General features: G+C 60.1%; 20 protein-coding genes and 8 pseudogenes. 15 read left to right on the top strand and 13 right to left on the bottom strand.

Annotation, left to right across the window (positions count from 1 at the left end; translation table 11 throughout):
- Nucleotides 1–519 precede the first annotated feature (519 nt).
- The 4 genes and pseudogenes from nadE to NKJ91_RS22745 all read left to right on the top strand — a co-directional run.
- A pseudogene (gene nadE / locus NKJ91_RS22760) lies at nt 520–850 on the top strand (NAD(+) synthase); the annotation flags it as partial.
- Between the two features lie 404 nt (nt 851–1,254).
- The gene (locus NKJ91_RS22755) at nt 1,255–2,337 is read left to right on the top strand and encodes a sensor histidine kinase (protein WP_352457363.1); all 1,083 of its coding nucleotides are present in this window, start codon (nt 1,255–1,257) and stop codon (nt 2,335–2,337) included.
- 451 nt (nt 2,338–2,788) lie between these two features.
- Nucleotides 2,789–2,941: an aminopeptidase gene (locus tag NKJ91_RS22750; protein ID WP_352453905.1), complete on the top strand. Its 153-nt coding sequence runs from the start codon at nt 2,789–2,791 to the stop codon at nt 2,939–2,941.
- Between the two features lie 56 nt (nt 2,942–2,997).
- The gene (locus tag NKJ91_RS22745) at nt 2,998–3,255 is read left to right on the top strand and encodes an aminopeptidase (RefSeq protein ID WP_352453904.1); all 258 of its coding nucleotides are present in this window, start codon (nt 2,998–3,000) and stop codon (nt 3,253–3,255) included.
- Between the two features lie 2 nt (nt 3,256–3,257).
- Here NKJ91_RS22745 and NKJ91_RS22740 read toward each other — a convergent pair.
- A pseudogene (locus NKJ91_RS22740) lies at nt 3,258–3,567 on the bottom strand (integrase); the annotation flags it as partial.
- A gap of 191 nt (nt 3,568–3,758) precedes the next feature.
- Between NKJ91_RS22740 and NKJ91_RS22735 the strand changes: the two are divergent.
- A complete protein-coding gene (locus NKJ91_RS22735; protein WP_352457362.1) occupies nt 3,759–5,420 on the top strand; it encodes a tannase/feruloyl esterase family alpha/beta hydrolase in 1,662 nt (553 codons plus the stop codon).
- A 242-nt stretch (nt 5,421–5,662) separates the two neighbouring features.
- Here NKJ91_RS22735 and NKJ91_RS22730 read toward each other — a convergent pair.
- Nucleotides 5,663–6,786 (bottom strand): annotated as a pseudogene (locus NKJ91_RS22730) (site-specific integrase).
- A 535-nt stretch (nt 6,787–7,321) separates the two neighbouring features.
- On the opposite strand from NKJ91_RS22730, the gene NKJ91_RS22725 reads away from it, so the two are divergent.
- Nucleotides 7,322–8,290, top strand: coding sequence for a glycosyltransferase family 10 domain-containing protein (locus NKJ91_RS22725; RefSeq protein ID WP_352453731.1), 969 nt, complete (start codon nt 7,322–7,324; stop codon nt 8,288–8,290).
- Between the two features lie 138 nt (nt 8,291–8,428).
- Here NKJ91_RS22725 and NKJ91_RS22720 read toward each other — a convergent pair whose 3' ends face one another.
- The 8 genes and pseudogenes from NKJ91_RS22720 to NKJ91_RS22685 all read right to left on the bottom strand — a co-directional run bounded on the left by NKJ91_RS22720 (nt 8,429) and on the right by NKJ91_RS22685 (nt 13,465).
- Nucleotides 8,429–8,785, bottom strand: coding sequence for a hypothetical protein (locus NKJ91_RS22720; protein ID WP_352457361.1), 357 nt, complete (start codon nt 8,783–8,785; stop codon nt 8,429–8,431).
- Between the two features lie 266 nt (nt 8,786–9,051).
- Nucleotides 9,052–9,207: pseudogene (locus NKJ91_RS22715) on the bottom strand (ATP-binding protein); the annotation flags it as partial.
- Nucleotides 9,208–9,278: 71 nt separating this feature from the next.
- Nucleotides 9,279–9,565 (bottom strand): annotated as a pseudogene (locus tag NKJ91_RS22710) (transposase); the annotation flags it as partial.
- A gap of 106 nt (nt 9,566–9,671) precedes the next feature.
- Entirely contained in the window at nt 9,672–10,694 is a 1,023-nt protein-coding gene (locus NKJ91_RS22705; protein WP_502895560.1) for a transketolase family protein, read from the bottom strand.
- Nucleotides 10,691–11,530: a transketolase gene (locus tag NKJ91_RS22700; protein WP_502903629.1), complete on the bottom strand. Its 840-nt coding sequence runs from the start codon at nt 11,528–11,530 to the stop codon at nt 10,691–10,693. Before NKJ91_RS22700 ends, NKJ91_RS22705 begins: the two co-directional genes overlap by 4 nt.
- A gap of 19 nt (nt 11,531–11,549) precedes the next feature.
- Nucleotides 11,550–12,302: an SDR family NAD(P)-dependent oxidoreductase gene (locus NKJ91_RS22695; protein WP_352457359.1), complete on the bottom strand. Its 753-nt coding sequence runs from the start codon at nt 12,300–12,302 to the stop codon at nt 11,550–11,552.
- Between the two features lie 35 nt (nt 12,303–12,337).
- Nucleotides 12,338–12,998 (bottom strand): annotated as a pseudogene (locus tag NKJ91_RS22690) (amidohydrolase family protein).
- Nucleotides 12,998–13,465: an ATP-binding cassette domain-containing protein gene (locus tag NKJ91_RS22685; protein WP_352457358.1), complete on the bottom strand. Its 468-nt coding sequence runs from the start codon at nt 13,463–13,465 to the stop codon at nt 12,998–13,000. The pseudogene NKJ91_RS22690 and the gene NKJ91_RS22685 overlap by 1 nt, the downstream one beginning before the upstream one ends.
- A 122-nt stretch (nt 13,466–13,587) precedes the next feature.
- Between NKJ91_RS22685 and NKJ91_RS22680 the strand changes: the two genes are divergently transcribed.
- Complete coding sequence (locus NKJ91_RS22680; RefSeq protein WP_352457357.1) at nt 13,588–14,559, top strand: LysR substrate-binding domain-containing protein; 972 nt, start codon at nt 13,588–13,590, stop codon at nt 14,557–14,559.
- A gap of 203 nt (nt 14,560–14,762) precedes the next feature.
- Here the strand turns inward: NKJ91_RS22680 and NKJ91_RS22675 are convergent.
- Both NKJ91_RS22675 and NKJ91_RS22670 read right to left on the bottom strand, forming a co-directional pair.
- A pseudogene (locus tag NKJ91_RS22675) lies at nt 14,763–15,162 on the bottom strand (transposase); the annotation flags it as partial.
- Nucleotides 15,162–16,285 (bottom strand): annotated as a pseudogene (locus NKJ91_RS22670) (DUF2130 domain-containing protein); the annotation flags it as partial. The pseudogenes NKJ91_RS22675 and NKJ91_RS22670, both read right to left, overlap by 1 nt.
- Before the next feature lie 165 nt (nt 16,286–16,450).
- Here NKJ91_RS22670 and NKJ91_RS22665 point away from each other — a divergent pair.
- Nucleotides 16,451–16,750, top strand: a complete 300-nt coding sequence (locus NKJ91_RS22665) for a hypothetical protein (RefSeq protein WP_352457356.1) — start codon at nt 16,451–16,453, stop codon at nt 16,748–16,750.
- Nucleotides 16,751–16,911: 161 nt separating this feature from the next.
- On the top strand, nt 16,912–17,715 hold the full coding sequence (locus NKJ91_RS22660; protein WP_352457355.1) for a DUF4236 domain-containing protein: 804 nt from the start codon (nt 16,912–16,914) through the stop codon (nt 17,713–17,715).
- Here NKJ91_RS22660 and NKJ91_RS22655 read toward each other — a convergent pair.
- Complete coding sequence (locus NKJ91_RS22655) at nt 17,706–18,317, bottom strand: SH3 domain-containing protein (RefSeq protein WP_352457354.1); 612 nt, start codon at nt 18,315–18,317, stop codon at nt 17,706–17,708. The two genes, NKJ91_RS22660 and NKJ91_RS22655, sit on opposite strands and share 10 nt — an antisense overlap.
- A 252-nt stretch (nt 18,318–18,569) precedes the next feature.
- On the opposite strand from NKJ91_RS22655, the gene NKJ91_RS22650 reads away from it, so the two are divergent.
- From NKJ91_RS22650 to NKJ91_RS22625, 6 genes are all read left to right on the top strand, one after another.
- On the top strand, nt 18,570–19,238 hold the full coding sequence (locus tag NKJ91_RS22650) for a vWA domain-containing protein (protein ID WP_023722599.1): 669 nt from the start codon (nt 18,570–18,572) through the stop codon (nt 19,236–19,238).
- Nucleotides 19,148–20,035, top strand: a complete 888-nt coding sequence (locus NKJ91_RS22645; protein WP_352457353.1) for a PP2C family serine/threonine-protein phosphatase — start codon at nt 19,148–19,150, stop codon at nt 20,033–20,035. The genes NKJ91_RS22650 and NKJ91_RS22645 overlap by 91 nt, the downstream gene beginning before the upstream one ends.
- Complete coding sequence (locus NKJ91_RS22640; RefSeq protein WP_352457352.1) at nt 20,032–21,957, top strand: helix-hairpin-helix domain-containing protein; 1,926 nt, start codon at nt 20,032–20,034, stop codon at nt 21,955–21,957. Before NKJ91_RS22645 ends, NKJ91_RS22640 begins: the two co-directional genes overlap by 4 nt.
- A gap of 438 nt (nt 21,958–22,395) precedes the next feature.
- The gene (locus tag NKJ91_RS22635) at nt 22,396–24,156 is read left to right on the top strand and encodes an SIR2 family protein (protein ID WP_352457351.1); all 1,761 of its coding nucleotides are present in this window, start codon (nt 22,396–22,398) and stop codon (nt 24,154–24,156) included.
- A gap of 35 nt (nt 24,157–24,191) precedes the next feature.
- Nucleotides 24,192–25,559 carry an argonaute/piwi family protein gene (locus NKJ91_RS22630; protein ID WP_352457350.1) on the top strand — a complete coding sequence of 456 codons (1,368 nt, stop codon included), beginning with the start codon at nt 24,192–24,194 and terminating at the stop codon, nt 25,557–25,559.
- A 293-nt stretch (nt 25,560–25,852) separates the two neighbouring features.
- The gene (locus tag NKJ91_RS22625; protein WP_352457349.1) at nt 25,853–26,110 is read left to right on the top strand and encodes a hypothetical protein; all 258 of its coding nucleotides are present in this window, start codon (nt 25,853–25,855) and stop codon (nt 26,108–26,110) included.
- Nucleotides 26,111–26,180 lie beyond the last annotated feature (70 nt).

Below are 26,180 nucleotides of genomic sequence, written 5' to 3'. Positions count from 1 at the left end.
GGCAATACCGCGTAGATGTAAAGTGCGCTGATGTTGTATGGTAGCGCTGCCGGCCGGGTCTCCAATCCGCTGCCCAAACGAGCGGACTGCCTGCGGCAAAAAGCCCGCCACAAGCAGAATCGCGCTGGGCAGCTGGCTCGCCTGCAAGACTTCGCAGCTCAGGAACATTGGGGACGACTAGCGTCGAACCGCCGACATGATCGGCCAGTTGCAACTCACTTCTCGGCACGACCTCCACTGCACGTCAGGGCGCATGGAAGATTTTCTCCTTTGGATGGGTGACCGGTGCGGACGTGCTTTTGTCCATGCAAGATTTCCGAAGAGTTATGAAATCGTTTGTTTCGATCAAAGTCATCCACGCTATGAATAGCTGCCGGACATGCGCTTCAAAGGGGCTTCAGGCTTCCCGGATGGCTACTCCGATTCGAAGCGCGTGGCATTCCATGCGCTCTATCACAACATTTTTCAGCAAAGGGTATGAGAGCAAACCCACACTTCTTTTTCAGAAGTCGCTTCGAAGCAGCCGAGGCCTTGATGGGCTTCTTCACCAAGTTCGGCGATGGTGCCGCAGACATTCTTCCTCTTTCCGGGCTGAACAAGCGCAGAGTTCGCGCCTTGGCAGTGTGTCTGGGCGCTCCGTCTGATCTTGTTGAAAAGATCCCGACCGCCGACCTGGAGAACCTCGTGCCGGTCTCACATACGATGAGTTGACGACTTCCTCGAAGGCCAAGAGATCAACGAAGCGGCGCACAGGCGTATACTTCATGCGCATTCCAGCACAGCCCATAAGCGAGCGCTTCCCGTCACAACGATTGCCATGACGGGTTCGATATTTAGGCATCGGCAATAGCGTCTCAACATACACGATCGATGGGCTTGCCGCAGTTAGGCAGCTAGCGGCCTGAATTACCGCTGGAGCGAAGCGCTGCTCTTTCAGCCCGCATGCGGTCATGAGGTTGACAGTGTCGGCACGTATCGCCGAGGCCGGCACGCGAACTCATTCTCCCTGAATGCCTGCTCTATCGATCTTCCGCAGCGTACCCACTTGACCGGTCGCTTCGACATTCTAGGCACCTGGATTGTAGCCGATCCTTGCCGCTCTCCTTCGGCCGGTCGCAATGCTAGACGTGCGGCCGTTACGCTATGCAGAGCTGGTTGTCAGATGCGTGATGCGAAACGTGAGATGCAGCTCCAGTTTTGGCGATGGCGGGCTCGCCGCATTGTTGATATCATCCGCACAGAACAGGCGCGCAAATGACATCGGATTCAGAGAAGGCTGAGGCGGTCGAGCAGTTACTTGATACACCTGACCTTGCAACCGCACTGGAAAGCGAACAGTTCAAGAAATTCCTCGACCAGGTGCCGATCGCCATAGCCGTTTCGGACCTTGCCGGTGAAGAGCGCGTGGTCTACGCCAATCCGGAATTCGAGAAACTGTCAGGCCTGACAGCCGCCAGGCTCACACGAGCAAACTGGGCAGCCCTTTTGGGCAAAGGCCTCCATCAGCAAAAGGACAGGCCGCTTGCCGAGGCCGTGGTCGAGGGAACCGATTTGGTCGGCACCTTCAAGCTGGAGCGCGGAGAGGACAAACCCGCGATCGTCGACGTTTATTCGAACGTGATCGAAGACGACAACGGCAAGGTGTGCTTCCGACTGGTGGCCCTGGTCGACGTATCCGCCCATGGCGAGGCGGGAGATGAGCGCTCGGCGGAGGAGCGTGTCAGCGAGAAAGACACGCTGCTGCGCGAACTGCAGCACCGGGTGAAGAACAACCTGCAGATGATCACCGCGCTGATCCGGCTGGAAAGCCGCAACGCGACCGAGGCCGACCGGAGACGGTTTGAGCGGCTCGCCGGTCGCGTCGACGCTCTGGCGATCCTCTACCAGACGCTAACGGCCGACGAGCCGAAGGAGGAGGTCGACCTTGGCGTCTATCTCAGCCAGATCGCGTCCGCGGTCATGAGCTCGCATGCGGTCGAGGGAATCCGGCTGGATATGAAGGTGGATACATATCCGGTGTCAATAAACGTCGCCATGCCGGCCGGGCTGGTCGTAAACGAATTGCTGACCAATTCACTAAAGCATGCGTTCCGGGGCCGCGATGGCGGCACGATAACACTGCACAGCGTCGTCGATGGCGACGGCTGCCGGGTTATAGTGTCGGACGACGGAATCGGCCTGCCGGAAGGCGACGTGTGGCCCAAACCAGGCAAGCTCGGAGCGCTGATCGCGCGATCGCTGACCGAGAACGCCAAGGCGCAGCTAGCCGTCGAGTCCAGCGCCAACAAAGGGACGAAGGTGACCATCGTTTTCAAGCGGTCGGCGGCAGCAAGCTGAACGGTTGCTGTCGACTAGCAGGCTGGCGGCTGGCTTCATGTCGCGGCTTTGAGCAGGTGGCTGCAAATAGGCTAGGTCGCCCTTCACGGCCTGCTTCACATGGTCGAGGTCTTCCATTATGCTCCAGGCTTGCTGCTTCTGATTTCGGCGGCCAGTCCATCCCCACCTAGCGGAAGGCACTCCCGCCTGATTGCGTTGCGGCTTGAGTCTTGACGGCGGGGGCTACCTGACGCCTTCGCGCTCATCACGCGCGGGCCGGCAATTCAGCAGCGAGTCATCGCTTGGCCAATCTTGCCGAGGACGAAGGTCTAACCTACAAATAAAATTGGTCCGACTGTTCGTGGCCGGAGTAACCGCGAATTTGCGCTATCGGGACAGGAGAGCAGTGCTGTAGGCAAACCGCGATGCGTGCATTCGTTCGATTGGTTCTACGATTATCCTGACGCCTGGGGTGACCAGTTGCACCAGTATTTCCTACTACGCGCAATCTTTGCAGGGTCATGTGCAGATCATCGCGGCCCGCCAAGACATCGGAAAACTGATCGACGATCCTTCAACACCTGAGATATTGCGCGCCCGAATGGCATCGGCGGCCGCCATATAATAGTTTGCGGCAAAGACGGCCGCGATCGAACGGCTGAGGACGCGCTCGCCAACAGATTGCGCGACAGACGATGGGGTGGATACCGCGGATACGACGCCTGGTTCGATGCTCCGATCAACAACGCGAAGCTCGCCGCGACTTCCGTCTACAGCGATTCGGTTCAAAGGCTTGGCGCGTTGGACAAAGCTCGCCGCGCCGAAGCGCGATGCATAGAAGCCGGGATAGTCGCCCGAACACAAGTCGAACAAGCGGAGTGGTCGACCGTTTCGTCCTCCCCGGGGACCAGCCGGTTGCTCTGGCCTGGGGCGACCTGATGGGTCTTGCGGAGCACCCTCTCCAGCATGGCGATCAGGTCTTCGGGAAGTATGGCCTCATTCTGCACAGACGGTTTTGCGTGGCTGTTACGGATGCCGGCGGGCACGGTGGCGATATGGCGGTCCTTTCGATCGAGCGGCTCGCCACGCTGCGTATAATTCCACGCCAGGCAGGAGAGACGGCGCTCGATCGTCGCCACAGAGTTTGGTTTCTTGTCTCCTGTAACCTTTCTGGATGCACATGTAGAGGCCGACGGTCTGCGGATCAGGCGGCAACACCTCGAGGTGCTGCCGGCGCGCCCAGGCGCAAAAAATCCGCTCTCGACCGAGCGGCGTCAGACCGGTATTCTTATGGATGTTCATCCGGTCCCCCTGGAGTCACTGAAGCTTCGACAATCTCAGCTTTCCCGGTTCGGACCGGATGGACAACCTACTGAAAGCTCACAACTAGCTACCAATGCGATCAGCTTTCGGGCTATCGGGCGCATCCAGGGAGGATGGGTATGTTCTTGGCTAACGGGCTCAAGCTGCGGGACCGCGGGTGCACGCTGGCACTGATGTTGGCGATCATATGTGTATGTGCGCCTGCACTGGCGGCAAACGCGTCGGATCAGGCGTGCCGGTCCATCGCCAAGCTCAAAATTCCAAGCGTGATCTTTACCGAGGCTAGCCTTCAAAAGCCGCAGGAGATCCCCGCAGATCCCTTCACTGCATTCACCGGCGCCTCGCCTCAGGCGGTAAAAGTGGGCGGGCACTGCCTTGTCCGAGGTGTTATCGGGAAACGCCAGGGGGTCGATGGTCAATCATATGGCACCCGGTTTGAGGTGCGTCTTCCGACGACCTGGAACGACATGTTCCTTTTCCAGGGCGGCGGCGCAGTTGATGGCTTCCTGGCGCCGGCCGTCGGGACCATTCCTTGCCGGAACTCGACCGCGGCTCCCGGGCTCTTGCGCGGCTACACTGTTGTAAGCATGGATGGCGGGCACCCAAGCCCCGATCCGGCTTTCGGGGTCGATCAAGCCGCACGCATTGATTTTGCGTACGCCTCCATTGGCAAAGTCACTTCGGTCTCGAAGCAGGTGATTGCCAAGTTCTATGGGGCGGCTCCGAAAAAGTCGGTGTTCATGGGATGCTCGAATGGCGGTCGTGAGGCGTTGATAGCGGCTCAGCGATATCCGCTCGAGTTCGACGGCATTGTTGCAGGTAGCCCGGGTTTTCGTCTCAGTGCCGCCAACATTGCCGAAGCCTGGGATACTCGCCAGTACATGAGCATCGCTCCCAAGGATGAGGCCGGCCATCCTATTCTATCCCGCGCCTTCTCCCAGCAGGATCTGAACATCGTCGCCAAGGCGGTTCTCGCTGCCTGTGATGCCCGCGATGGCATTGAGGATGGCGTCATCAACGCCTGGCAGCAGTGCCGGTTCGACCCAAAGGTCCTGTCCTGCCAAGGCGATAAGACGGACAGCTGCCTCACGGCTGGTCAAGTGCAGTCCATGAGCCGCGCGTTCGCGGGTCCGGAAAGCTCCGATGGCGAAAAGCTTTACAGCGATTGGCCATATGATACGGGCGTTGCGGGCGCGGACTGGAGAATGTGGAAGCTGGGCAATTCCCCCACTTCCCAGTCGGATGCAAATAACATCGTTCTGGGAGCCCGCTCGCTTCAATACTACTTCATGACGCCCCCGGCGCCGAATTTTGACCCCCTGAAGTTCGACTTCGACAAGGATCCGGCACGCGTTGCGGATACGGCCAAGCTCAATGATGCGACCGGCACGTATCTCGCCAGCTTCGCTGCCCACGGTGGAAAGCTGCTCTTGTTTCAGGGACTTTCCGATCCGGTCTTCTCAGCCAACGATCTGGTGCGCTGGTACAAGCAAGTCGTCGAGGTCACAAGCGGCGGCGATTTGGAAGCGACTCGCCGTTTCGTGCGCATGTTCATAATCCCGGGGATGACCCACTGCGGCGATGGCCAAGCCTTCGACGACTTTGATCCTTTGGCCGCCATCGAGGGCTGGATAAACCAAGACAAGGCTCCGGATTCTCTCGCGGCTGGCAGCAAGGCATTCCCCGGCAAGCACCAGCCGATCTGCGCTTATCCCACTCAAGCTGCCTATGGCGGTAAGGGAAATCCCGATGAGATCGCGAGCTATTCGTGTCGGGGATAAGAGACCTCGTCATTTGTTCGCTTCAATCTGCGCGCATTCCCGGAACAGGTCTCCCGGACCAAGGATCGGTTGGAAAAGCTAAACCCGGAATTTGTGGGCCGTGCCATAACGCAGTTGATGATCATGCCTGACTACGAAGCGTCGGCCGCCGATAGTCTGGACACAGCGCTCGCTGTGCTCGATGAGGTAATTGTTATCGCCTGAGATCTGACCGCCTCATCCCAGCGGACAAAACGGGGGCATCAGAGCCCGGACGCCTTGGTGAGATTTACGCGGAAACGATCGCGCCGGCGCTGATAATTTCGCGTCATCTCCGCGGAGGCATGGCCGAGCTGTTTTTGCACATAGCGTTCGTCGACCTCGGCCGACGAGGCGAGGCCGGCGCGCAGTGAGTGGCCGGCGAATTTCTTGGCCCGTTCGCCCTCCGACAGATCGCCGCGCACGCCGGCGGCGAGCGCCGTGCGCTTGACCAGGCGTGCGACCTCCTGGTCGTTCAAGCGATCGGCACCGACGGCTCTGCCTTGACCAGCAACGCGCCGAAACAGCGGTCCGTGCGCAATGCGCGCCAGTCTTAGCCAGGTCTGCAGAGCGACCACAGGGCAGGTGGCGTCGGAGGAGCCGCGGCCGATTTCGACCTCGCGCCAGCCGGTTTTGCCGCGCAATGTGACAAGCAGACCCTTATCGGCAAAAATCTCGACCCAGCCGCGCCCGTCCTCGGTCTGATCCCTGCCGACGTCGAGGCCGACGATTTCGGATCGGCGAAGGCCGCCGGCGAAACCCAAAAGCAGCATGGCGCGGTCGCGCAGACCACGCAGCGTGCCGCGGTCGAGGGTCTCGAACATGCGATCAGATCCTCGGGCAGGATCGCTTCCTTCTGCCGGGGAGGGGAGGCGTGGGTGTTGCGAACGCCAGCCATCACCGTGGCGATATGCCGGTCCTTGCGGTCCAGCGGCTGGCCGCGCTGGGCAAAATTCCAGGAGAGCGACGAAAGCCGGCGCTCGATGGTTGAAACGGTGTTGGGCTTTTTGTCGCCAGTGGCCGTACCTGACGCGCAGGCGGCGATATAGAGCCCGACGACCTCAGGATCGGGCGGGAACATCTCGATGCCTTGGCGCCGGCACCAGCTCGAAAAATGCTTCCAGTCGGCTGCGTAGGCGCGGCGCGTGTTGGCCGAACTCGCCGCCTCGATATAATCGCGCGCGCGGCCGGCGAGCGCCTCAAGCTGCGCAGGCAGGCTGGGATTGGCAATGGCTGGAAGGGGAGGGGACGAGGCTAGGTCGGCATCGCCCATCTGCATGACGATATCGATGATGTCGGGCAAAGCCGCGGCGCTTTGTGTATGAAGCTTGTCCGAAATTCGTAGCATATTTCGGACATCTTGACCGTCACTTCGTCCGAAATCGGACCACAGATTTCGGACAAAGCCCCGGCATCAACCCGCCAATATCTCGATCTGCCGTCGCCGCTGCAAACGTCGCCTGTGAGAGGCGAGCCGCCTCTAAACTGGTCGTATATCCCGATTAATAATAAGAATGTAGTCAACTTCCATATTTTAGAGGGCACGCATGCTGCCACTCAACCGGCCTGATCACCACACAAAGTGAGGAAGAACCTGGTTAGGTGCAAAGCGACAATTGCCTCGACAGCGGGTCCCGGAAGGTTTATGCTGCCCAATCTTACCGCAATCCGAAATGGCGATTGAGTACCTTCACGAGTGAAGGGATTCCCGCGGTCTTAGAGATGAGTTGTCGAATGGCGCGAAGTCGCACAGAATCGCGAAGTCGCACAGAATCGTGTGTTTGATACCGATCAGGATCGCGAGCTATTTCAGGTGCAGAGAGGTCTTGCGCCCGATGCACGAGTTGCTCCCGGTCCAACGGAAGTGAATGGGTGGAACTGCTTTGTCGACCAAATTGTTGACGGAACGTCCGGCGCCCATTGTTGCTACATGTCTGGATTCTTGGGGCGTTTTGGATGATGCAATCCACCATCTCACTCCAAAGGGCAGTGGAATCTGGAACAATGTCGCTTTTGTACGCAGGACATCCTTCGCGCCCGATTGGCATATTGTCTTTAACTCTGCTTCTATTTTTGGGCTCCCTGTTGATATCGAGGCGAGTCCAAACAGGACAATTTTTGCAATCGGCGAACCGCCGACGAAAGCTCATCGCGCATTTCATGAAGGGCAGGGGAAAAATACCATCGTCCTGACGTCTGACGCAGAGCTGGCTGCTCGGCAGAATGCAGAGCGCCGATTCGTTTTGTCTCCACCTATCACTCGGTCTTGGTCTGTAACAAAGACATATGACCAACTTCTGGTCAGCGAAGTCGTGGACAAGCCGCTTCGGCTCTCATGGATTACCAGTAACATCGCCCTGCTTAAAGGGCATCGATATCGGCTGGCGTTTCTGGAACGGCTGAGAGAGGAGCTCGACTTTGACCTGTTCGGCCGAGGTTTTCGGCTGATTGGAGATAAATGGGACGCACTCGCACCGTACCGTTACAGTATAGCTTTCGAGAATACTCGTGCTGATTACTATTTTACAGAGAAGCTTATGGACTGCTTCGTTGCTGAAACAATGCCGATCTATTACGGCAGCCCGGCAATCACGAGGTTCTTCCCTTCCGACTCAATGGTTCTGATTGACCCAGAGGACAAGAACGTAATCCAAAAAATTCAAGAAATCATCGACTCGGACCTCTGGAAGGAGCGTCGCGGCGCAATACAAGAGGCGAAGCGGTTGGTTCTTGAGAAATACAATACGTTTGCTTATCTCGCGGGCTTCATCGAAAGCGTTCACGATAAACCCTTACCGCCGGAAGTTATACACATCGGTTCGCCTGCGGTCGATTTTGGGACAGACGAATGAAGTACTCCAACGCTCGCTTCGCGTGCCCGGCGGTTGGTGGTCTGGCGAGATCGGTACGGAGCGCTCGGCGGAGAATGCCTACCTGCGCAGACGGGCCGGCACGGGCGCACGAGGTCATGCGCCCCCGGCTGCCGCTGATCAGACGAACTGGGGAAGGCCAGGAACGGAATTGAGGACCTCGTCCACGAGTTCGTCGCCGGCATGTTCCTTGGCGAAGGCGATCGTCTCGTTGGCGATGGCGGCGATCTTTAGAATGCTGAGACCATCACTCATCAATTGCTGGCCGAGCCCCATGAGGCCGCCTCCGCCCTCTGGGTCGTTGCCATGATACTTCGCCACTAATTCCGAAGCTCCGGGAATGGCCGCGATCATGCGCGCAACGGGACCGTCGGCCGCGTGGCGTTGCAGGAAACCCAGCATTAACCCAACGGCCTTCTCTGCGAGAGCCGGGCCGATGCCGGCACCAGTGGCGATGCGCGATAAGAATTCTTCCATGGCAGGGTTCGTCTCTCTTTAATGAGGTTTACACGGGGCCGGTCCGGCGCCCAAAGCGCCCTTGGCCGAACCACAATTGAACTCCACAAAAATAGGCCGGCGGAAGTGCTATTGCAACTGCGCGTAAAACCGCCTCTGTCAACGCAAGCTGCGTCGGACGTGCGTATTTCGCAAAAACGGGACAGTCGTTCCGCTAAATCGCGGACAGCAGTTTCACTAATTCGCGGACAGCAGGATGGGGTCGGCGCTCGGTTGCCTGGTTGAAGTCATTTGCGATTGATTTCGCCGTTTTCGGCGCCGGTCAAGGGCGGCGGTGTTTTTTGCTTTCTCATGCTGTCGCCTTCGAGGGTGATGCGATGGGCGTTGTGGATGATCCGGTCGAGAATGGCGTCGGCTATTGTCGGCTCCGCGAATGCTTCATGATGCACCTTTCCTTGATCGCCTGGTCCGTTGCAGTCGGCGTTGAAGTTGATCGATCTGGTCGCTGGAAAGGTTTCCGCTTGGCCGCGGGCGTCACCATTTCTTTCCCACAAGATCCTTCAACGCCGCATTGTCGAGCATGGCGTCGGCCAGAAGCCGCTTCAGCCGCGTGTTCTCGTCCTCCAGAGCCTTCAGTCGCCGAGCCTCGCAGACATCCATCCCGCCGAAGCGGGCCTTCCAGTTGTAAATCGAGGCGTCGCTGACCCCGTGCTTGCGGCACAGATCGGCAACCGATACCCCGGCCTCATGTTCCTTCAAAATTCCGATGATCTGCTCTTCAGAGAAGCGGCTACGTTTCATGTCCTGGTCCTCTCGATGGGCCAGAACGAACTTCAAACCGGATTAGATAAGAGGGGCAAGGTCAAGGTCGATGACTCAACTGTTGTGTGGGGAGAGCTCTTACTTCTCATTCGCTCCAAATGCGGACGCGGCGCACGAGCTCGGAAGTTGAGATCCCGTAGCGATCGTGAAGCGTCGGCAGCGCGCCAGCGTCGAGGAACTCGTCGGGCAGGGCGATCTGGCGAAAGACTGGGGTCACTCTCTCGCGCATCAGCAGCGCGGCAACGCCTTCGCCAAGGCCACCAATGATGGTGTGGTTCTCCGCCGCCACCACCAGCCGTCCCGAACGGCGCGCGGCAGCGAGTATCGCCTCCGTATCCAGAGGTTTGATCGTCGGAACGTGCAGAACGGCGCAGCCGATCCTGTCGGCTTCAAGCGCCTTCGCGGCCTCCAGCGCGCGCATGGTCATCAGGCCGCTGGAAATGAACAATACGTCCGCGCCCTCGCGCAGCATTCGCGCCTTGCCGATTTCAAATGTATAGTCGTCTTCGTCGAGCACGACAGGAACCTTACCGCGCGAAAGCCGCATGTAGACCGGCCCGTTGTAGTCCGCGATCGCCTCCGTGGCCTGTTCGATGTCGAGCGCGTCGCAAGGGTCGATGATCGTCAGGTTCGGCATCCCGCGGAAGATCGCGATGTCCTCCGTCGCCTGGTGGCTGGGGCCGTAGCCGGTCGTCAGCCCCGGTAAGGCGCAGACGATCTTCACATTGAGTTTCTCCTCGGCGATCGCCATGCAGATGAAATCGTAGGCACGTCGCGATGCGAAGACGGCGTAGGTGGTAGCGAAGGGCGTAAAACCCTCCCGCGCCAAGCCGGCGGCGGCGCTCATCAGCACCTGCTCCGCCATGCCCATCTGATAGAAGCGGTCCGGATGCTCCTGTGCGAAGACATGGAGATCGGTGTATTTCGCGAGGTCCGCCGTCAGGCCAACTATCCCGGGCCGCTGGTGCGCCAGTCTGGCCAGTGTGTGCCCGAACGGCGCATTGCGTGTCGGTACGCCATCGGGCGCGATCGACGCGATCATCGCCGATGTGGTCTTGCGCTCACCGGCATTGGCGGCGTGGCGCGGCGCGAACTTTGACAACCTCAACGCGGACGTCCCTTTTCCAAAGCTTCGAGCGCTAACGTCCATTCGTGCGGTTCGACGCGGATGAAATGCGTGATCTCGCGGGTTTCCAGGAATGGCACACCCTTGGCCATGCGCGTATCGCAAACGATCACACGCGGACGAGGTTCCTTCAGGCCGCGCGCCATGTCGAAGGCCTTGCGGACCGCCTCGATGTCGTTGCCGTCGACGCGCTGCGCATGCCAGCCGAACGCCTCGAACTTGTCGGTCACCGGCTCGGAGGAGAGCATGGCCGTCGACGGACCATCGGCCTGCTGATTGTTGAAGTCGACAATGGCAATGAGATTGTCGAGCTTGTGGTGGGCGGCCGACATCGCGGCTTCCCAGGTCGAGCCCTCACCGAGCTCGCCGTCGGACAAAAGATTGTAGACGAAACTGTCGCTTCGCTTGCGCGTCAGCCCCATGCACATGCCAACGGCAATGCCAAGGCCGTGACCGAGCGAGCCGCCGGTGATCTCCATGCCGGGCGTGTATGGCGCCATGCCGGACATCGGCATACGGCTTTCATCGCTGCCATAGGTTTCGAGCTCTTCCTCCGGCAGCACGCCCGCTTCGATCAGAGCCGCGTAGAGCGCGATCGCATAGTGTCCGATCGACAGCAGGAAGCGGTCGCGTCCCTCCCACAACGTGTCCTCCGGCCGGTAACGAAGCGCATGGAAATAGGCGACGGCAAGCACGTCGGCGACACCCAGCGCCTGTCCGACATAACCTTGGCCCTGGACTTGACCCATCCGCACGGCGTGTCGGCGGATACTATAGGCTCGTTCGGCCAGGCTAACATTGCTGCCAGCGCGAGGCATCTCAAGCTCCGTTGTCCACTCAGCCATGGATTAGCATCCCACCGTTGACATCGATCACGGCGCCGGTGATGTAGCTGGCCAGATCGGAAGCCAGGAAGAGATAGGCGCGGGCTACGTCGCGCGCCTCGCCCAGCCGGCTGAGCGGGATTCCCTTGATGATGTCGGCGCGCATGGCGTTGGTCAGTTTGCCGCCGGTGATGTCGGTCTGGATCAGGCCCGGTGTGATGCAGTTGACGCGGATGCCTTCGGGACCGAATTCGCGCGCCATGGCCTTGGCAAGCCCCAGAACACCCGCCTTGGCAGCCGAATAGTGCGGGCCACCGAAGATGCCGCCGCCGCGCTGGGCCGAAACTGACGACATGCAGATGATCGAGCCGCCGCCATTTTCGCGCATGTTCGGGATGAATGCCTGGCTGAGATGGAGCACGCCGCGTAGGTTGACATCGAGGATGCGGTCCCAGTCAGCCGCGCTGATCTCCAGCGTCTTGGCCGGCTGCGTGACGCCCGCATTGTTGCAGAGCACATCGATCCTGCCCAAGGTTTCTGTCACTTGCGCCGCCGCCCTCTTGCAGGCGTCGAGGTCCGCGACGTTGCACGCAAGGCCGATATGGTCGGGTCCAAGCGACGCAGCGGCGTCACGCGCTTGCCCGTCATCGAGGTCGAGTATTGCAACGCGAGCCCCGTGCTGTACCATCAGCGCTGCCGTGGAGCGGCCAATTCCCCGGGGGCCCGCGGCCCCCGAAATCACCACGGCCTTGCCCTTCAGCAACAAGTCGAACTCTCCTGCTATTTCTGTTTGCCGGTGATCTAAAGTCGGTAGAACCGGGCGGCGTTGTCATGGAACAGCGCGAGCCGCTCCTCGTGCGGGTGGGCGATCGTAATTTCCTTGAAGGCGTTCAAAATGGCGTCGAAGCTCGAGAACAGCTTGTCGACGGGGAAGTTCGTCGCGAACATCGAGCGGCCGACGCCGAAGGCTGCGATCGCCTCCTCGATGCTCGGCGCCGTCGACCTGCATGCCGGTGTGATTGAGAATGATCTGCACGTCGGGAAAGTCGCGCGCCAGTTCGAGGAACTCGCTCATCTGCGGATAGTAGAGCTGCGGGTCGAAGCTCAGCCCGCGCTTCGCCAGCTCCCGGAAGCCGCGCCGCCATTCGGGCGTACGACTGACCTCCGGCCGCGCCAGATAGGTCTTGGCGGGGTCGGGATGATAATTCATCGGCTGCCGCATGCCGCGGAAGTTCGGATATTCCATGTGGCGGTCGAGGAGGTCGCCGACGTCGGGTTGGGACAGGTCGGCATAGCCGACGATGCCATGCGGAAAGCCTCGCTTGTTGGCGATCTCCTGCAGCCAGCGCGTTTCCCCAACCGGATCGCCGGGATCGAGAAGCAGCACTTCGGCTCCGGTGGAAAGGGCACGAGCGATCCGGACGATCTGGCCTTCGTGGAGGGACAATTTGCGTGCCGGCATTATCGATGATCGCTTCGCCGATCGCTGGGTCGATCAGCTGGAGCGCTCCGAGCGCAGTTTCGCGCGTGCGGCGACGGCTGATCTGCGACCAGCCCGACCTCGCATGCACAATGCCGATGTTTTCCGCGACCGGACAGCTCGGGCAACAGCGCCAGCTCCTGATGCACCACCGCGATGATCGGGCTGTTGTGGTCGGCCTTCGACGAGGCGAAGCCAATCTCGCCGGCTTCGCGTGAGGTCAGCCCTGTGACGATGCGGATGAGAGTGCTTTTGCCGGCGCCGTTGCCGCCCAGGAGCGCGTGGATTTCGTCGGCCCGGACCTGAAAACTCACACCCCGCAGGACACGGGTTGCGTCATAACTCTTCTCGATATTGGCAGCTTCGATCAGGGGCTTCCTGGTCAATACCTGTCCAACTCCCGGCACGTTGCCGGCGCTACCCAAGCTTTGGGTTGAACTCGGCTCCATCCTGTATCTCCTTCCGGGACCACTGTGCGACCGATTGACATTCGGCTCAATTTTCGTTTCTTAACATTCTGTGTAGCTGAGCTTAACTGACGAGGACGAGGTCAGACATCAAGTTCAATTCGATGACGCATTTCGAGGCAGTCGCGCGGCTCGGCGGCGTGGCAAAGGCCGCTCAGGAATTGCAGGTGACACCTTCGGCGGTTAGCCAGCAGCTGCGGCTGCTCGAACACCAACTCGGGGTGCGGCTTTTTCAGCGCGAAAAGCGCCATCTCTCGCTCACGATCGACGGTGAGCGGCTCTTCCAGACCACGACCCAGGCTTTCGAATCCATACGCGAGGTGCGTAATGCCATTGTGCGGCAGCGCGAAAGCTTCCAGCTTAGCCTGCGCGTCAGTCCTTCCTTCGGCGAGAAATGGCTGGCGCCGCGGTTGGCCGAGTTCAGCAAGGGCTATCCGAGCTGGAATTTGCGTGTCGACGCCACGCCCAATTTCTCGGATTTCGAAACGGAGGTCATCGATCTCGATCTTCGTTATGGCGACGGCGGCTGGGCCGGCCTTTATTCGGATTGCGTCGTCAACGATCTGATCCTGCCGATGTGCTCGCCTTCCTATCTTGCCGAACTGCGCGCGATCTCACCGGATCCGCGCGAGCAGCTTCGCCATGCGCGGTTGATCGACAGTGTGAAGGCCTATTTCCGGTGGGATTATTGGCTGCCGTGCAACGGTATCCAGGGCGCCCGCATGACGTATCCCTATCGTTTCGACCGTTCGTCAATGTCGGTTCAACTGGCGAAGGACGGTGCAGGTGTGGTCCTGGAAAGCACATCCATCGCATTCGAGGACCTGGTCTCGGGTTCTCTGGTTCCGGTCTCGATAGAGTTCGAGGTCATCGAGTTTCCGGGATACTGGCTGGTCTGTCCTTCGCGGCATATGAACCGGCGCGCGGTTCGCCTGTTTTCGGACTGGGTGTCACGCGTGGGTAAGCGCGACACCGATCTGGCTCGCCGGTTTCTGGCGGATAAGCAACTGCGCATATCGTTCGAACGACGGCCTCATTTCGGGGCACGGGATGACAAAGCGGCGCCAATGGCGTGAACAGTTCGGCGTTCAAGACATGGCAAGACGAACATTGACAGCACGTTGCGGTTGAGGAGCTGGCAAAACGCAGGCTGTGTGCAAGCGAATGGGTTGGCCCCGCTTTTCATTTTCCGCGTAGCCTGTGCCTGTGGCTGCCCGCGCCACAAGGCGTTGGTGCACAAATGTGGCATTAGGCACAATCAGCTCTTTGATGCCGCCTGCTATGTCGGCCTTGCCGGGCAGCGAACGGACTCCGGGCGTGCGCACGGCGCAGCCGATGGCGACCTCGGTCTGCTGAGCCGAAAAGGAGCGGGCTCGCAGGCGACGTCCGATCAGCCCCTTGTAGCGCCCGATGGCGGTCTCGATCAGGGCGCGCTTGCCATAGCCGGTGGACGCCTGCCAATTCAGCCTTCCATCATTGGCGATCGCCGTGATGTGACCGTCCCTTTGACCGGGTGGTCCGGTGTCATCACTCTCCACGGCCGTTGAACGTGGCGGGATGACTATCCTTGCGGTGGCGCTGTGTTGCAGCACCGCGCAGTAGGTGGGACCGCCATCATATGCTCCGTCGGCCGTGAATTGGTCGATCTCTGTGTCGATGCGGTCGAGCAGCGGCTTCATTCCCTGGCAAGGTCGTCCTGCATATGGGAGAATTTCGACGATCGCCTCGACCCGGTGGCGAAACCTGGGGCCAGTCAGATAGCCGTAGACCTGCTCCATCTTGGTGGCCTGGCCGTCCTGGGCGAGGCGGGAGTTGGCGAGCTCGATGAGGGACTGCCGGAGCATGATCGCGATCGGCATCGCGCATTTGGGATGGGCGATGTAGACGCCATCCACCAGATCGAACGTTTCGACCCCCGCAGGCAGCGCCTCGGAGATCATCAACGCGATGTCTGCCTTGGCGGCGCGCTGGTCTGTCCGCAGCTTGCCCAGCCAGCCCTGGCTCCAGTTCTTGGTGCGTTTTGATTCCCACAGGATCGCGCCGCACGGCTGGCCGGCCGGTCCCACCACGCGTTGCAGCACGTCACCACCGAACTCACCCTTGGCGACCGGTTCGATGATGTCCATCGGGAACCGGCTGGCGATCAGCGACTCCAGCTCGAGCTCAAGGACCTCGCCCTGAAGCTGCTGAGATCCTTGCTCGGCGCGGCGCTTCAGCTCCTCGATCTGGCGCTGCATGCCGGCAATCTGTTCCTCTTTTTTCGGCCACCTTCATCTTGAGGCCGTCTTCGGCTTCGGTCCTGGGCTTGACGCGGACGGCGTCCAACCCTTCCTGGATCCTCTTTTCGATGGTCAGCGCCATTTCGCGCTTTTCATCGTCGAGCGCCCGCTGCTGCTTCATAAATTTGGCCTGCTGCAACTGCGCCGCGGCGAGCTTTTCGTCCCGCGCCCTCAGCGTCGTCTCCATCTCGCCCAGCCTCCTGTCCTTGTGCTAAAGGTCGGTCGAGACCAGAAGTTTTGCCTTGCGGGCCTCTTCGGCGGCGATGGCGGCACGCTCGAGCTTGAGTTTTTCGGCGACCTGGCTGTCGATGTCATCCCGGGCGGCGTCGATAGCCGCCTGCTTGCGTTGAACCTCCTCCTCCCTGGCCGTCATGGCGGCGTTGCTCTGCGCCAGTCGCCGTTCATATTCCTCGCGCGTGGCCGCAATCAGCGGCGCCGCGAGCGACTCGTTGAGCTTGATGTCGGTCTTGCAGCTCGGGCAGCTGATTGTCGGCTCGTTGAGAGTCCTGGGCTGGACAGTCATCAGGCAGATCCTCGCAAGGGAACGTGGTGCAAAAGAACGCCTCAAAGTATACAGGATTGCAGGGCGACCGAATAGAACAAAGAGTGAACTTGCCAGTTACTCCCCCGGAGAGGGTACCTGCTTGGTCACCTCTTCGACCGAACCGTGGCGGGGAGGGGAGCAAAAGTGCTGACCGGCCGTGAGATTGTCGATCGGATGAAGGGCTATGAGTTTCTGAATCAATTGCTGTCCGAGGAGCGCACCGCTCTGAACAGCACCCTCGATCGGTTTCTCGTGTTGAACCCGTCGCTGGCCGATCTTCAGATCAACGTTGTATTCGAGAAAGAGCCAAAGGATGATGAAATCATCCGTGTGGGCCGCAAGGTATTGCCAGACATTGAGCGTTTCCAGGAGACCCTCAAAGTCATATCTTGCGCAACAGGACATAGCGCTTCCGGTGCTGCAGATGATGTCGGGACACCTTAAGATCAAGGCTCGGCCAAAGTGGAGGCCGTTGCGGCGAAGCCGGTAAGCGCGAACGTAACTTTCAAATCGATAGACTAGTTGGCCTCGAGTTGTATGAAATGGAAGCTGCTTAGCAAGTGCTCAAACGCTAATGTTCGCTTCAAAATACGCGCGGGGGCGCAGTGGGGTTTAGATACAGAAAGTCATTGAGGCTTATTCCCGGCGTTCGCCTAAACGTTACCGGGAAAGGGCTCAGCAGTGCCTCCTTTGGCAAGCCCGGATCCACGTTGAACATGGGCCGCGGCGGCATTCAGAGCACGGCCGGTTTGCCCGGTTCGGGCATGTCCTATTCTTCCAAGCTCAGCGGCAAATCAGCTCTTTTTCTGGGTTTATTGATCGCAGCACTCGTGGTCCTGATCTACCACGCCGCCAGGGGAAGCCGGGTGGCGCAAGTCTCGTTGCTTGTTATCGGCGTCGTCGGTGTGGGGGCGGCCTTGCTGGCCCAGAATTCCGACACAAAATCCGGCGCTGCGCCAAGCCTAACATTGGCAGCCCGAACCGTCCGCCAGGAACCAGGACAGACCCAACCGCTGCCGCCGGCAAGCCGCGACATCAGCCCTTCGAATCTGCCGCCATTTGTGGAAGCAGCCAAAGCGCCGGTTCAGCAGGACACTCCCGTTGGCGATGGCTGGCCCACCTCCGCTGGTGATCAGAAACCGCCAAGCACATCATTCGGAACCGATCTGGGTTCCTCGGCAGCGGTCGAGCAGCCGCAAAGCGAGCAATTCCCAACGGCAGTCGTGACCAGGACCGCGAACATCCGTTCGGATCCTTCCATGGGCGGCACCGTGGTGAGGCAGGTGCCCGCCGGCACCGCTCTGACTGTGGTCGAAATCAATGGTCGCTGGGCCCGGGTCAGCAAGGACAAAGTCACATTCGGGTGGATCAACCGCTCGCTGCTGGCGGCGCAGCCCTCCTACCAGTAGCACACCGGGCTTCTGCCGCCTGGCCTGCTATAAGCGCTCCGGCCCCCGCACAAACGCCCATTGCGCATCAGGTCGTATGGGCAGTCGCATCTGCCGACCACGGGATCTCTGACAGGATCGCCCGAAGCATGCTCCGAAACGGTGCCGTCATCTGATACAGCCGCTGGCGCGACCGGTGTGGTCGAAGTCAGCTCGACCGGCTTCGCCTCGCTGAGGTAGCCGCCATGGATCCATCCGATCCGTGCGGAGACCGTCACATTGTACCAGTCACCTTGTTGACCATTGGTCTGGACCAGGTCGCCCAGCGGAAGCGTGGTGATGATACGCGCCCCGGTGTCCGGCGCGACCCTGACACGGACGTTTTTGGTGGTGTACAGCCAGCTAACCAACGGGGTGGGGTTGGGCTTCTGGGCAGCCACCGCGTCGGGCTTTGCATAGGCAATCGAGCGGTTGTTCGGCTGTGCCTGAGGCGCCGCGGAGGTGGTTGCCGCGGGGACCGCGGGCGGGGCGGGGGGTGGCGATCGGGCGTCGATGCTCGACATGCCCCACCCGATAGCGCAGAAAACCGCGATGCCCCAGCCGATCCGTTGTTGGCTGACCATTTCACCCTCCCTGCACAATACAAAACAGAGCAGTCCGCGAAAGTCGTATCGACTTTTTGGTGGCTAAATCTCAAGTCAATTGACAGCAGAAACCGAGCATCTGTAGATAGGGAAAGGGGATTGAAAATTGGGGCGGGCTAGCGCATCGACGCGCTTTGCAATTCCGGTTTCAATAATTTTTGGACGCTACCTGCCGAATGCCGGGAGACCCGGGCTTGCGGGAAGCGATATTTCGGCGAAAAGGCGAGTAAAATGTCCAACCAGTTTGATCAGATACCGTTTGGGGCTGCAGAGTTCGCGGATAACCCCGAACCTCGCTGTCCATGCCTCCTTCTGCTCGACACGTCCTATTCGATGAACGGAGCGCCGATCGACGCGCTGAACCAGGGCCTTGTCGCCTTTAAGGACGAGCTCGCGGCGGACAGCCTGGCGATGAAACGCGTCGAGGTCGCGATCGTCACCTTCGGACCGGTCAACATCGTCGCGCCTTTCCAGACCGCTGACCTGTTTACGCCGAGCACGCTGGTGACCAGCGGCGACACCCCAATGGGTGCGGCGATCGAGCAAGGCCTAGAGATGTTGCGACGTCGCAAGGATGAGTACCGCGCGAACGGCATCTCCTATTATCGCCCCTGGGTCTTTCTGATGACGGACGGCGCACCCACGGACAGCATCGTTGCGGCCGAACACGCGGTCAAATCCGGCGAGGCGGCAAAGGCGTTTTCGTTCTTCGCCGTTGGCGTCGAGGGTGCCAACATGGACATCCTTGCCAAGCTCTCCACACGCCAGCCGCTGAAGCTAAGTGGCCTCAAATTCCGCGAGCTGTTCTCATGGCTCTCAGCATCGCTGTCAGGCGTCTCGCAGTCGCAGGTCGGACAGACCGTGGCCCTCCAATCTCCCGCAGGTTGGGCCGAGGTGTGATGTCTTGGCGCATAGCGTCGGCTAGCGCCATCGGCACTTCGCATGTCACGGCCGGCAAGCCCTGTCAGGATAATTCGGTCCATGCCCTGATCGAGGGCAGGGAAGGTCCAATCCTCGCGGCCGCTGTCTGCGACGGCGCTGGCAGTGCGGCGCACTCGGAGGTTGGGTCTTGGCTGGCCGGGCAGAACCTGCTGGAGCTCATTTTCGTGCACTTCACAGAGAACGGTGCGCTCGATCAGATCGATCGGCCAAAGGCGTTGGGCTGGGTGACCGAAATTGCCGAGCGCATCGCCGCCCATGCGCGCGCCCTCGGACACGAGGTGCGCGATTATGCATGCACCCTGCTTGTTGCCATCCTCGGCCCCACAAGCACCGTGTTCTTCCAGGTCGGCGACGGCGCAATGGTTGTTTCGCACGGCAGTGAAGACGGATGGTCCTACGTGTTCTGGCCGCAGCACGGCGAGTTTGCCAACACGACCAACTTCGTCACGTCGTCAAATCTCGCGGATGCCCTCGAATTCGAGTTCGCGCCGCGCCGCATTGACGAGGTCGCGCTCTTCTCGGACGGTATCGAGAACCTCGTCTTGCACCAGGCTTCGCGCAGCGTCCATCAGCCCTTCTTCGATTCGATGTTTCCCGCGGTCAGACGATCGGCGGCTGCGGGCGAGGATTCCACGCTGTCGGATGGGCTGAAGGCTTATCTGCTGTCGCCGCAGATCTGCGAGAGGACCGATGACGACAAGTCCTTGATATTGGCCACGAGATCGCCGGCTGAACCGATGGTGGCCGCAAAATGAATGCCAAGGTCCGCGAGGTGTTCACCCTGCGAGGGGAAGCCCTCAAGCTTGGCGAAATCGTCGGCCAGGGCGGCGAGGGCGCCGTCTACGACCTGGCTGCACACAAGAACCATGTCGCCAAAATCTACCACCGGCCACTCGAGCAGCAGAGGATCGACAAGATCCGAGCGATGGGCAAGATCAAGACCGAGTCCCTTGAAAAACTGACGGCCTGGCCGACAGGGCTTGTCTGTTCCAAGGACAGCAAGCCCATCGGGCTGATCATGCCGAAGATCAGCGGGCGTAAGAGCATCCATCAGCTCTACAGCCCCAAAAGCCGCAGAACCGACTTTCAACGAGTTGATTGGCGATTTCTGACACGTGTGGCGGCAAACACCGCGCGGGCATTTGCGGCCGTTCACGAGAATGCCTGCGTCATCGGCGACGTGAACCACGGCGGTGTCCTCGTTGCACAGGACGCTACCGTGCGTCTGATCGACTGTGACAGCTTCCAGGTCTCCTATCTGGGCCAGCAATATCTTTGCGAGGTGGGCATCGAGACCTTCACACCGCCGGAGCTGCAGGGCAGATCGTTTTCGGGCATCGTGAGGACGCCCAATCACGACAATTTCGGTTTGGCCGTGATGATGTTCCTATTGCTGTTCATGGGAAAACACCCTTTTGCCGGCCGCTATGCGGGAACCGGCGACATGCCGATTTCGAAGGCGATCGAGGAGTACCGCTTTCCCTACGGGGCGAACGCCGCCGCGGTCGGAATGGCGAGGCCTCCGAGTTCCCCCGGACTCGCCATCGTCGGCCCACGACTTGCAAAAATGTTTGAGGATGCCTTCTCGCAAAGGGGAACGTCGGCTGGAAGGCCCGTGGCCCGGGAATGGGTGGCTGCCCTGGCGGAACTTGAAGCGAACCTCAAGCAGTGCTCCTCCAATTCCAGCCACTGGTCACTTGGCTCATCGCCGTGCCCTTGGTGCAAAATGGAAGGCGCCACCGGCGTCCCGCTGTTCTCAACCGTTGTTCCCGCCGGCGGGGCTACGCTTTTCGATATTGCCGGATTCCAGCGGCAGGTGGACGCCATCCCGCATCCCGGGCCGGTGCCGACCGTCCCTGAAAAGAATGTAACACCAGATCCCAACGCCTTGAAGCTCAGGGGGCACGTGCGCCGCGCCAACTTCCGGGCAGGAATAGCGGCCGCAGTGGTCGGCGTCGCCGGCTTGATGATGGCGCAGATCTGGGTGCTGGGCATCGCCTTGGGGGTCTTTCTGGGACTGAGAGGTCTCCTGAACAGGGACAGTGAGGCTGCGGAATACCGGCGCATCGGCGCCGAGGCCGCCACCCAGTGGAAAAACGCGCAAACCACGTGGATGCAGAGGGCCGGGCCGGATGCTTTCGACAGGCAAAAAACGGTGCTCGCCGGGCTCAGGCGCGAATGGGACATCTTGCCTTCCAAACGCGTAGCCAGGATCTCGGAGCTCGAGCGCAACCGCCGTCAGGCGCAACTGCATCGGTTCCTGGACAACTTTGAAATATCATCGGCAAAGATCGAGAGCATCGGACCGGGCAAGAAACAAGTCCTAGAGTCGTATGGCGTCGAAACGGCGCTCGACGTCGAGAGGAACAAGCTCTACAGCGTGCCCGGATTCGGACCCAAAACCGCGCAGAAGTTGTTGAATTGGCGAAGGTCCGTCGAAGCGCGCTTTGTCTTCGATGCCTCGCGCGCGATCGATCCACGCGATATCGCGCAGATTGACCAGGATATTCTCGGCGACCGCAAGCGGCTGCAGGGCGCCTTAATTCTCGGTCTTGAGCAACTCAAGCAGACAAGAGCCCAGATTCTTGCCGCCCGTGAACACAGTCGCGCGGAAATGGAGCGATTACGGTTGGCATTGGATCAGTCGTCGGCAAACGTTGCCGCGATTTCAGGTTGAGACGGCTAACGCTGGATCGCCAATCAGGCTCGGTGAGTTGTGGCATACCTTCATCACCCTGGTTGCGCGTCAGTGTGAAATACCGATTTCACCTTGTTGGAGGCCTCGACGATTTTTGCCGGCCGGAGCGCTGACTTGAAGAGAGGTGAACGGCGGCTTTGCGCCCAATTTCGGCCGTTCGTACCAAACTTCTGATCTTCCAAAAGCCGAAGTTCTGTCTCATCTGAAATTTCGTCACATTCGGGTTGAAAACAGACGACCTGCCATTGGCAAGCTGGTATCAAAACAGACCGCAAGATCTGTGAAGCTAGGCGTTAAGAACTGCTGCGCTGAGGCAGATTCAATGGACGCGAAGACCAGACGCCATATATCGTCCCGCTGTAGCTGACGGCGATTCGCAGAGTAACGACTGACTTCGAATTGGCGCAGCGGGGGACCATGATTCAGTCAGAGCTCATTTTTTCGGTCGCCGAACGTCCGGCGCAGTTCGCATGGTTCTTAGGCGCGGGCTCATCCCGCACTGCGGGCCTGCCTACAGCCGGGGATATTATCTGGGACATGAAGCGCCGTTATTACATCCGCGAAGAGAACCGCGAGGTCTCGCCTCAGGACGTCCAGAACGATGCCGTCAGATCGACTATTCAGTCCTTCATGGACGCCCGCGGTTTTCCTGCTTTGTGGTCGGACGAGGAATACTCGACATATTTCCAGAAGATATTCGGTGACGATCATGAGCGTCAGCGCCGCTATCTAAGGGGCATCCTGTCCGAAGAAAAGGTGACTCTGTCGGTCGGCAACCGGGTGCTCGGCGGACTGCTGGCTTCCGGCATGTGCCGGGCCGTCTTCACAACCAACTTTGATAGCGTCGTGGAGCGGGCGGTGGCCGAGGTCGGCGGCGACCCCCTGCAGGCCTATTCCCTAGAAGGGACGGTGTCGGCCGCCAACGCATTCCTTAACGAGGAGTACCCGTTCTACTGCAAACTGCACGGCGACTTCAGGTTCGAAAGCCTGAAGAATCTCAGCGCTGACCTGGCAACGCAGAACGACGACCTGTCGAGGGCTTTCGTCGCCTCCGGCACGCGCTTCGGCCTGGTTGTGTGCGGCTATAGCGGGCGGGATGCCAGCGTCATGAAACTCATGAGCGACGTGCTCAATGCGCCGAACCCGTTCCCACACGGCCTGTACTGGACCGGGCTCAAAGGCTCGCCCGTAAATCCGGCGGTGGCAGCCCTGCTCGAAAGAGCTGTGAATGCCGGTGTGAAGGCGTCCTATGTCGAGATCGAAACATTCGATGCTTTCATGTCGCGTCTGTGGCGCAGCATCGACAGCAAGCCAGCCGTTGTTGATGCGAAGGTGCGCAAAGCACAGTTGACCAGCATCCAGATACCGCTGCCGTCTGTCGGCAGCGCCAAGCCGTTGGTCCGCCTGAACGGATTACCGGTGCAGGTGCCTTCGCGGTGCCTTGACCTGGCGTTCAAGGCACCACAGGAATGGGCAGACCTGCGCGGGGCGGTGCGCGAGTGGCGCCAGTCGATCGTCGTGACCAAAGGGGCGAGCGTCTGGTGCTGGGGGGCAAGGCGGGACATCGAGGAGTGTTTTGGCGACAAGCTTTCAGGCATCAGCGAAGCCGCGCTGCCTTCAGACTATCAGGCGCCTGAAAATCTGCACTTCAAGGCCTTTATCGAAGAGGCCTTGATATTGGCGCTTACAAGGGGGCGTCCTTTGCTGCCCCGGATGAAGCCGTCTTCCGGGTTCATCATTGCCGATCCCCATGCGGCGGATGTGGGGGACTTGAGCCCATTGCAGCAGATCGTCGGCAAGACCTCCGATATGATCCCGGGGCTGTTCAGTCCGGTTACGGAGTTTCACCCGGAGCCGGACAAGGTCCGATGGGCGGAGTCCTTGCGCGTGTCGCTCGACCGCAAGGAGGGGCGTGACTGGCTATTGCTCGAGCCGGACATCTGGATCTGGCCACCGCATGCACGCGCGGTCGCAACCGACTTCCTCGATGAGCGCAAGGGCAGGCGTTACAACGGCAAGCATAACGAACTGCTGCAGGCATGGACGGGGATCATCCTCGACAGCGACCGGCGCAATGCCGATCTTACCTTCCGCCCGTTCGAGGAGGGCGACGATGCCGAGAACCCGACCTTCCAGGTCGGCACCCGCACGGCATTCTCCAGAAGGCTCACTGCATGAGGGCTCTTACTTCCGAAGTTGCCGGGTATGCTGTCGTGCCCGAACCCGACCTGCGCTTCGCAGGCGACAAGCTGGGCAAGCATCCATTGATAGGGCTGATCGCGCACGGCCCGTACGGGCTGCGCTACGCATCCCCCGGCAGCCTTCGCTTGGCGCTGCTCGCGCCAGCGCGGGAAATGCGTAAGCTCCGTGGCCTCGTCGCAGAGCTGCAGCGCCCTGCCAAGCCACGGGAGGCCACCAACTACTATCCGGACTATCCCGGCTTCTCCCAGCTCTTTCGCATTCCCATCGCAGCCGAGGACGAGCGTCTGGTTCTATCGTTTCCGGACGCACTTGATGAGTATGCGCGCGATGGAGCCAAGGAACGCCTTGCAGCTGAGCTGTTCCAATGCATCGCCCGGCTCAAAACCCTGCGCAGTTCTTTCGACGTCGCGCTGATTTATCTGCCGCCCAGTTGGGCCGCCTGCTTTGAAGGCGAGGACTTCAACTTCCACGACTACCTGAAAGCATACTGCGCGCCGTCCGACATCCCGATCCAGATCGTGCGGCAGAACAGCTTCGACCGGACATGCCGCGCCAACGTTATGTGGGGCCTGAGTGTCGCGGCCTACGCCAAGGCCGGTGGCGTACCGTGGAAGTTGGCAGGTCTTAATCCCGACGAGGCGTTCATCGGTATCAGCTACGCCATGAAATCAGATGGCGCGGGCAGCCATTACACGACCTGCTGCAGCCAGGTGTTCGATCCCGATGGGACGGGTTTTCGCTTTGTGGCCTTCGATACGCGCGCGAGTTCGCTCGACAAGCGCAAGAACCCGTACCTTTCATATCTGGACATGCAGGCCGTACTCTCTCGCAGTTTGGAGATCTATCAGCGCGCTCATTTCGGAAAGTCCCCGAGCAGGATCACCGTCCACAAGAATACCGAGTTCAAGGAAGAGGAAATCCTCGGCGCCATAGATAGCTTCCGGGACGGAACCGACGTCGAACTGGTGCAGGTCGTGCGCAACGTGCCGTGGCAGGGCATACGCTACAACATGTACGACAAGCCTGATGGCTATCCCGTCACGCGCGGCACCTACATCCCGGTCAGCTCCAACGAGGCGCTGCTCTGGACGCAAGGCAGCGTCAAGGGCGTGCATACGCAGGGGCCGACGAAGGATGTCTACAAGGAGGGAGCGCTCAAACCCACCCCCTCACCGGTTTTGGTGCGCCGTTTCTCCGGCGAGGGCGGCTGGCACGCGACATGCGCCGGCATCCTCGGCCTGACGAAGATGGATTGGAACAACAACACGCTCTACAAGAAACTGCCCGTGACCCTGGGCTACTCGAAGGCGTTCGCCGACATCATCCAGCAGAATCCGTTGATGGTCGACGAGATCTACGACTTCAGAAACTTCATGTAAGGCGCATCCATCTGGACGTCGCCTCTTGGTCACCGCTTGGCCATACTGAACGAAAGAAGAAAGATTGTCTGCGGGTTTGCGTCCGCTTGAACCGCCTTAGGTGGCATCAACAAAAGCGAGTGTTGCGTAGGGGCGCGCACGGCAACGTCGGTTCACGACAGCCTGACCCGCCTATGGGCGGGGACGCCATAGGAACATGCGTTCCCTATCCGGAACGAAGCAGCAACTTTGTATTTCCTGCATTACGCTTGGTGCCTATATTATAGCTAGCAAACCAGCACCGAGGCAGGCTCGTGGCGAAAGACCCTTTCGACCCTTACGGCGGTATCATCTCCCGGCTATTCGAGCAGGACGATATCCTGAAGCGCCTTACCGATCCCTATCCGTCCGCCATTGCGCAGGCGGCCGCAGAGATTGCGATCTATCAGCGCGATCCTGTTCTCGCTGCGAGCTACGGGACAGAGCTGGGGGTTGCCGCACGCGTGGCGCAGAATGCTATGCTTGGGACGCGCGCGCAGTGTGATTTTTCGTGGAATGAGGACCCTGTTTAAGGGGTGATTTTCGTCCAAACGGGACCCCTTAACGATGGGGTCATCAAGATGCCTCCGGTTTGATCGGAGG

This window comes from Mesorhizobium sp. M0040 (assembly GCF_040323505.1).
Lineage (GTDB): Bacteria > Pseudomonadota > Alphaproteobacteria > Rhizobiales > Rhizobiaceae > Mesorhizobium.
Note: the sequence above shows the minus strand (reverse complement) of the source record. Positions and strands in the feature narration are given on the sequence as shown.

Coding starts and splice junctions, on each gene's coding strand:
- NKJ91_RS22755 (WP_352457363.1), top strand. CDS start 1,255: ATGACATCGGATTCAGAGAAGGCTGAGGCGGTCGAGCAGTTACTTGAT.
- NKJ91_RS22735 (WP_352457362.1), top strand. CDS start 3,759: ATGTTCTTGGCTAACGGGCTCAAGCTGCGGGACCGCGGGTGCACGCTG.
- NKJ91_RS22720 (WP_352457361.1), bottom strand. CDS start 8,785: ATGGAAGAATTCTTATCGCGCATCGCCACTGGTGCCGGCATCGGCCCG.
- NKJ91_RS22700 (WP_502903629.1), bottom strand. CDS start 11,530: ATGCCTCGCGCTGGCAGCAATGTTAGCCTGGCCGAACGAGCCTATAGT.
- NKJ91_RS22685 (WP_352457358.1), bottom strand. CDS start 13,465: ATGGAGCCGAGTTCAACCCAAAGCTTGGGTAGCGCCGGCAACGTGCCG.
- NKJ91_RS22680 (WP_352457357.1), top strand. CDS start 13,588: ATGACGCATTTCGAGGCAGTCGCGCGGCTCGGCGGCGTGGCAAAGGCC.
- NKJ91_RS22655 (WP_352457354.1), bottom strand. CDS start 18,317: ATGGTCAGCCAACAACGGATCGGCTGGGGCATCGCGGTTTTCTGCGCT.
- NKJ91_RS22650 (WP_023722599.1), top strand. CDS start 18,570: ATGTCCAACCAGTTTGATCAGATACCGTTTGGGGCTGCAGAGTTCGCG.
- NKJ91_RS22645 (WP_352457353.1), top strand. CDS start 19,148: ATGGCTCTCAGCATCGCTGTCAGGCGTCTCGCAGTCGCAGGTCGGACA.
- NKJ91_RS22640 (WP_352457352.1), top strand. CDS start 20,032: ATGAATGCCAAGGTCCGCGAGGTGTTCACCCTGCGAGGGGAAGCCCTC.
- NKJ91_RS22635 (WP_352457351.1), top strand. CDS start 22,396: ATGATTCAGTCAGAGCTCATTTTTTCGGTCGCCGAACGTCCGGCGCAG.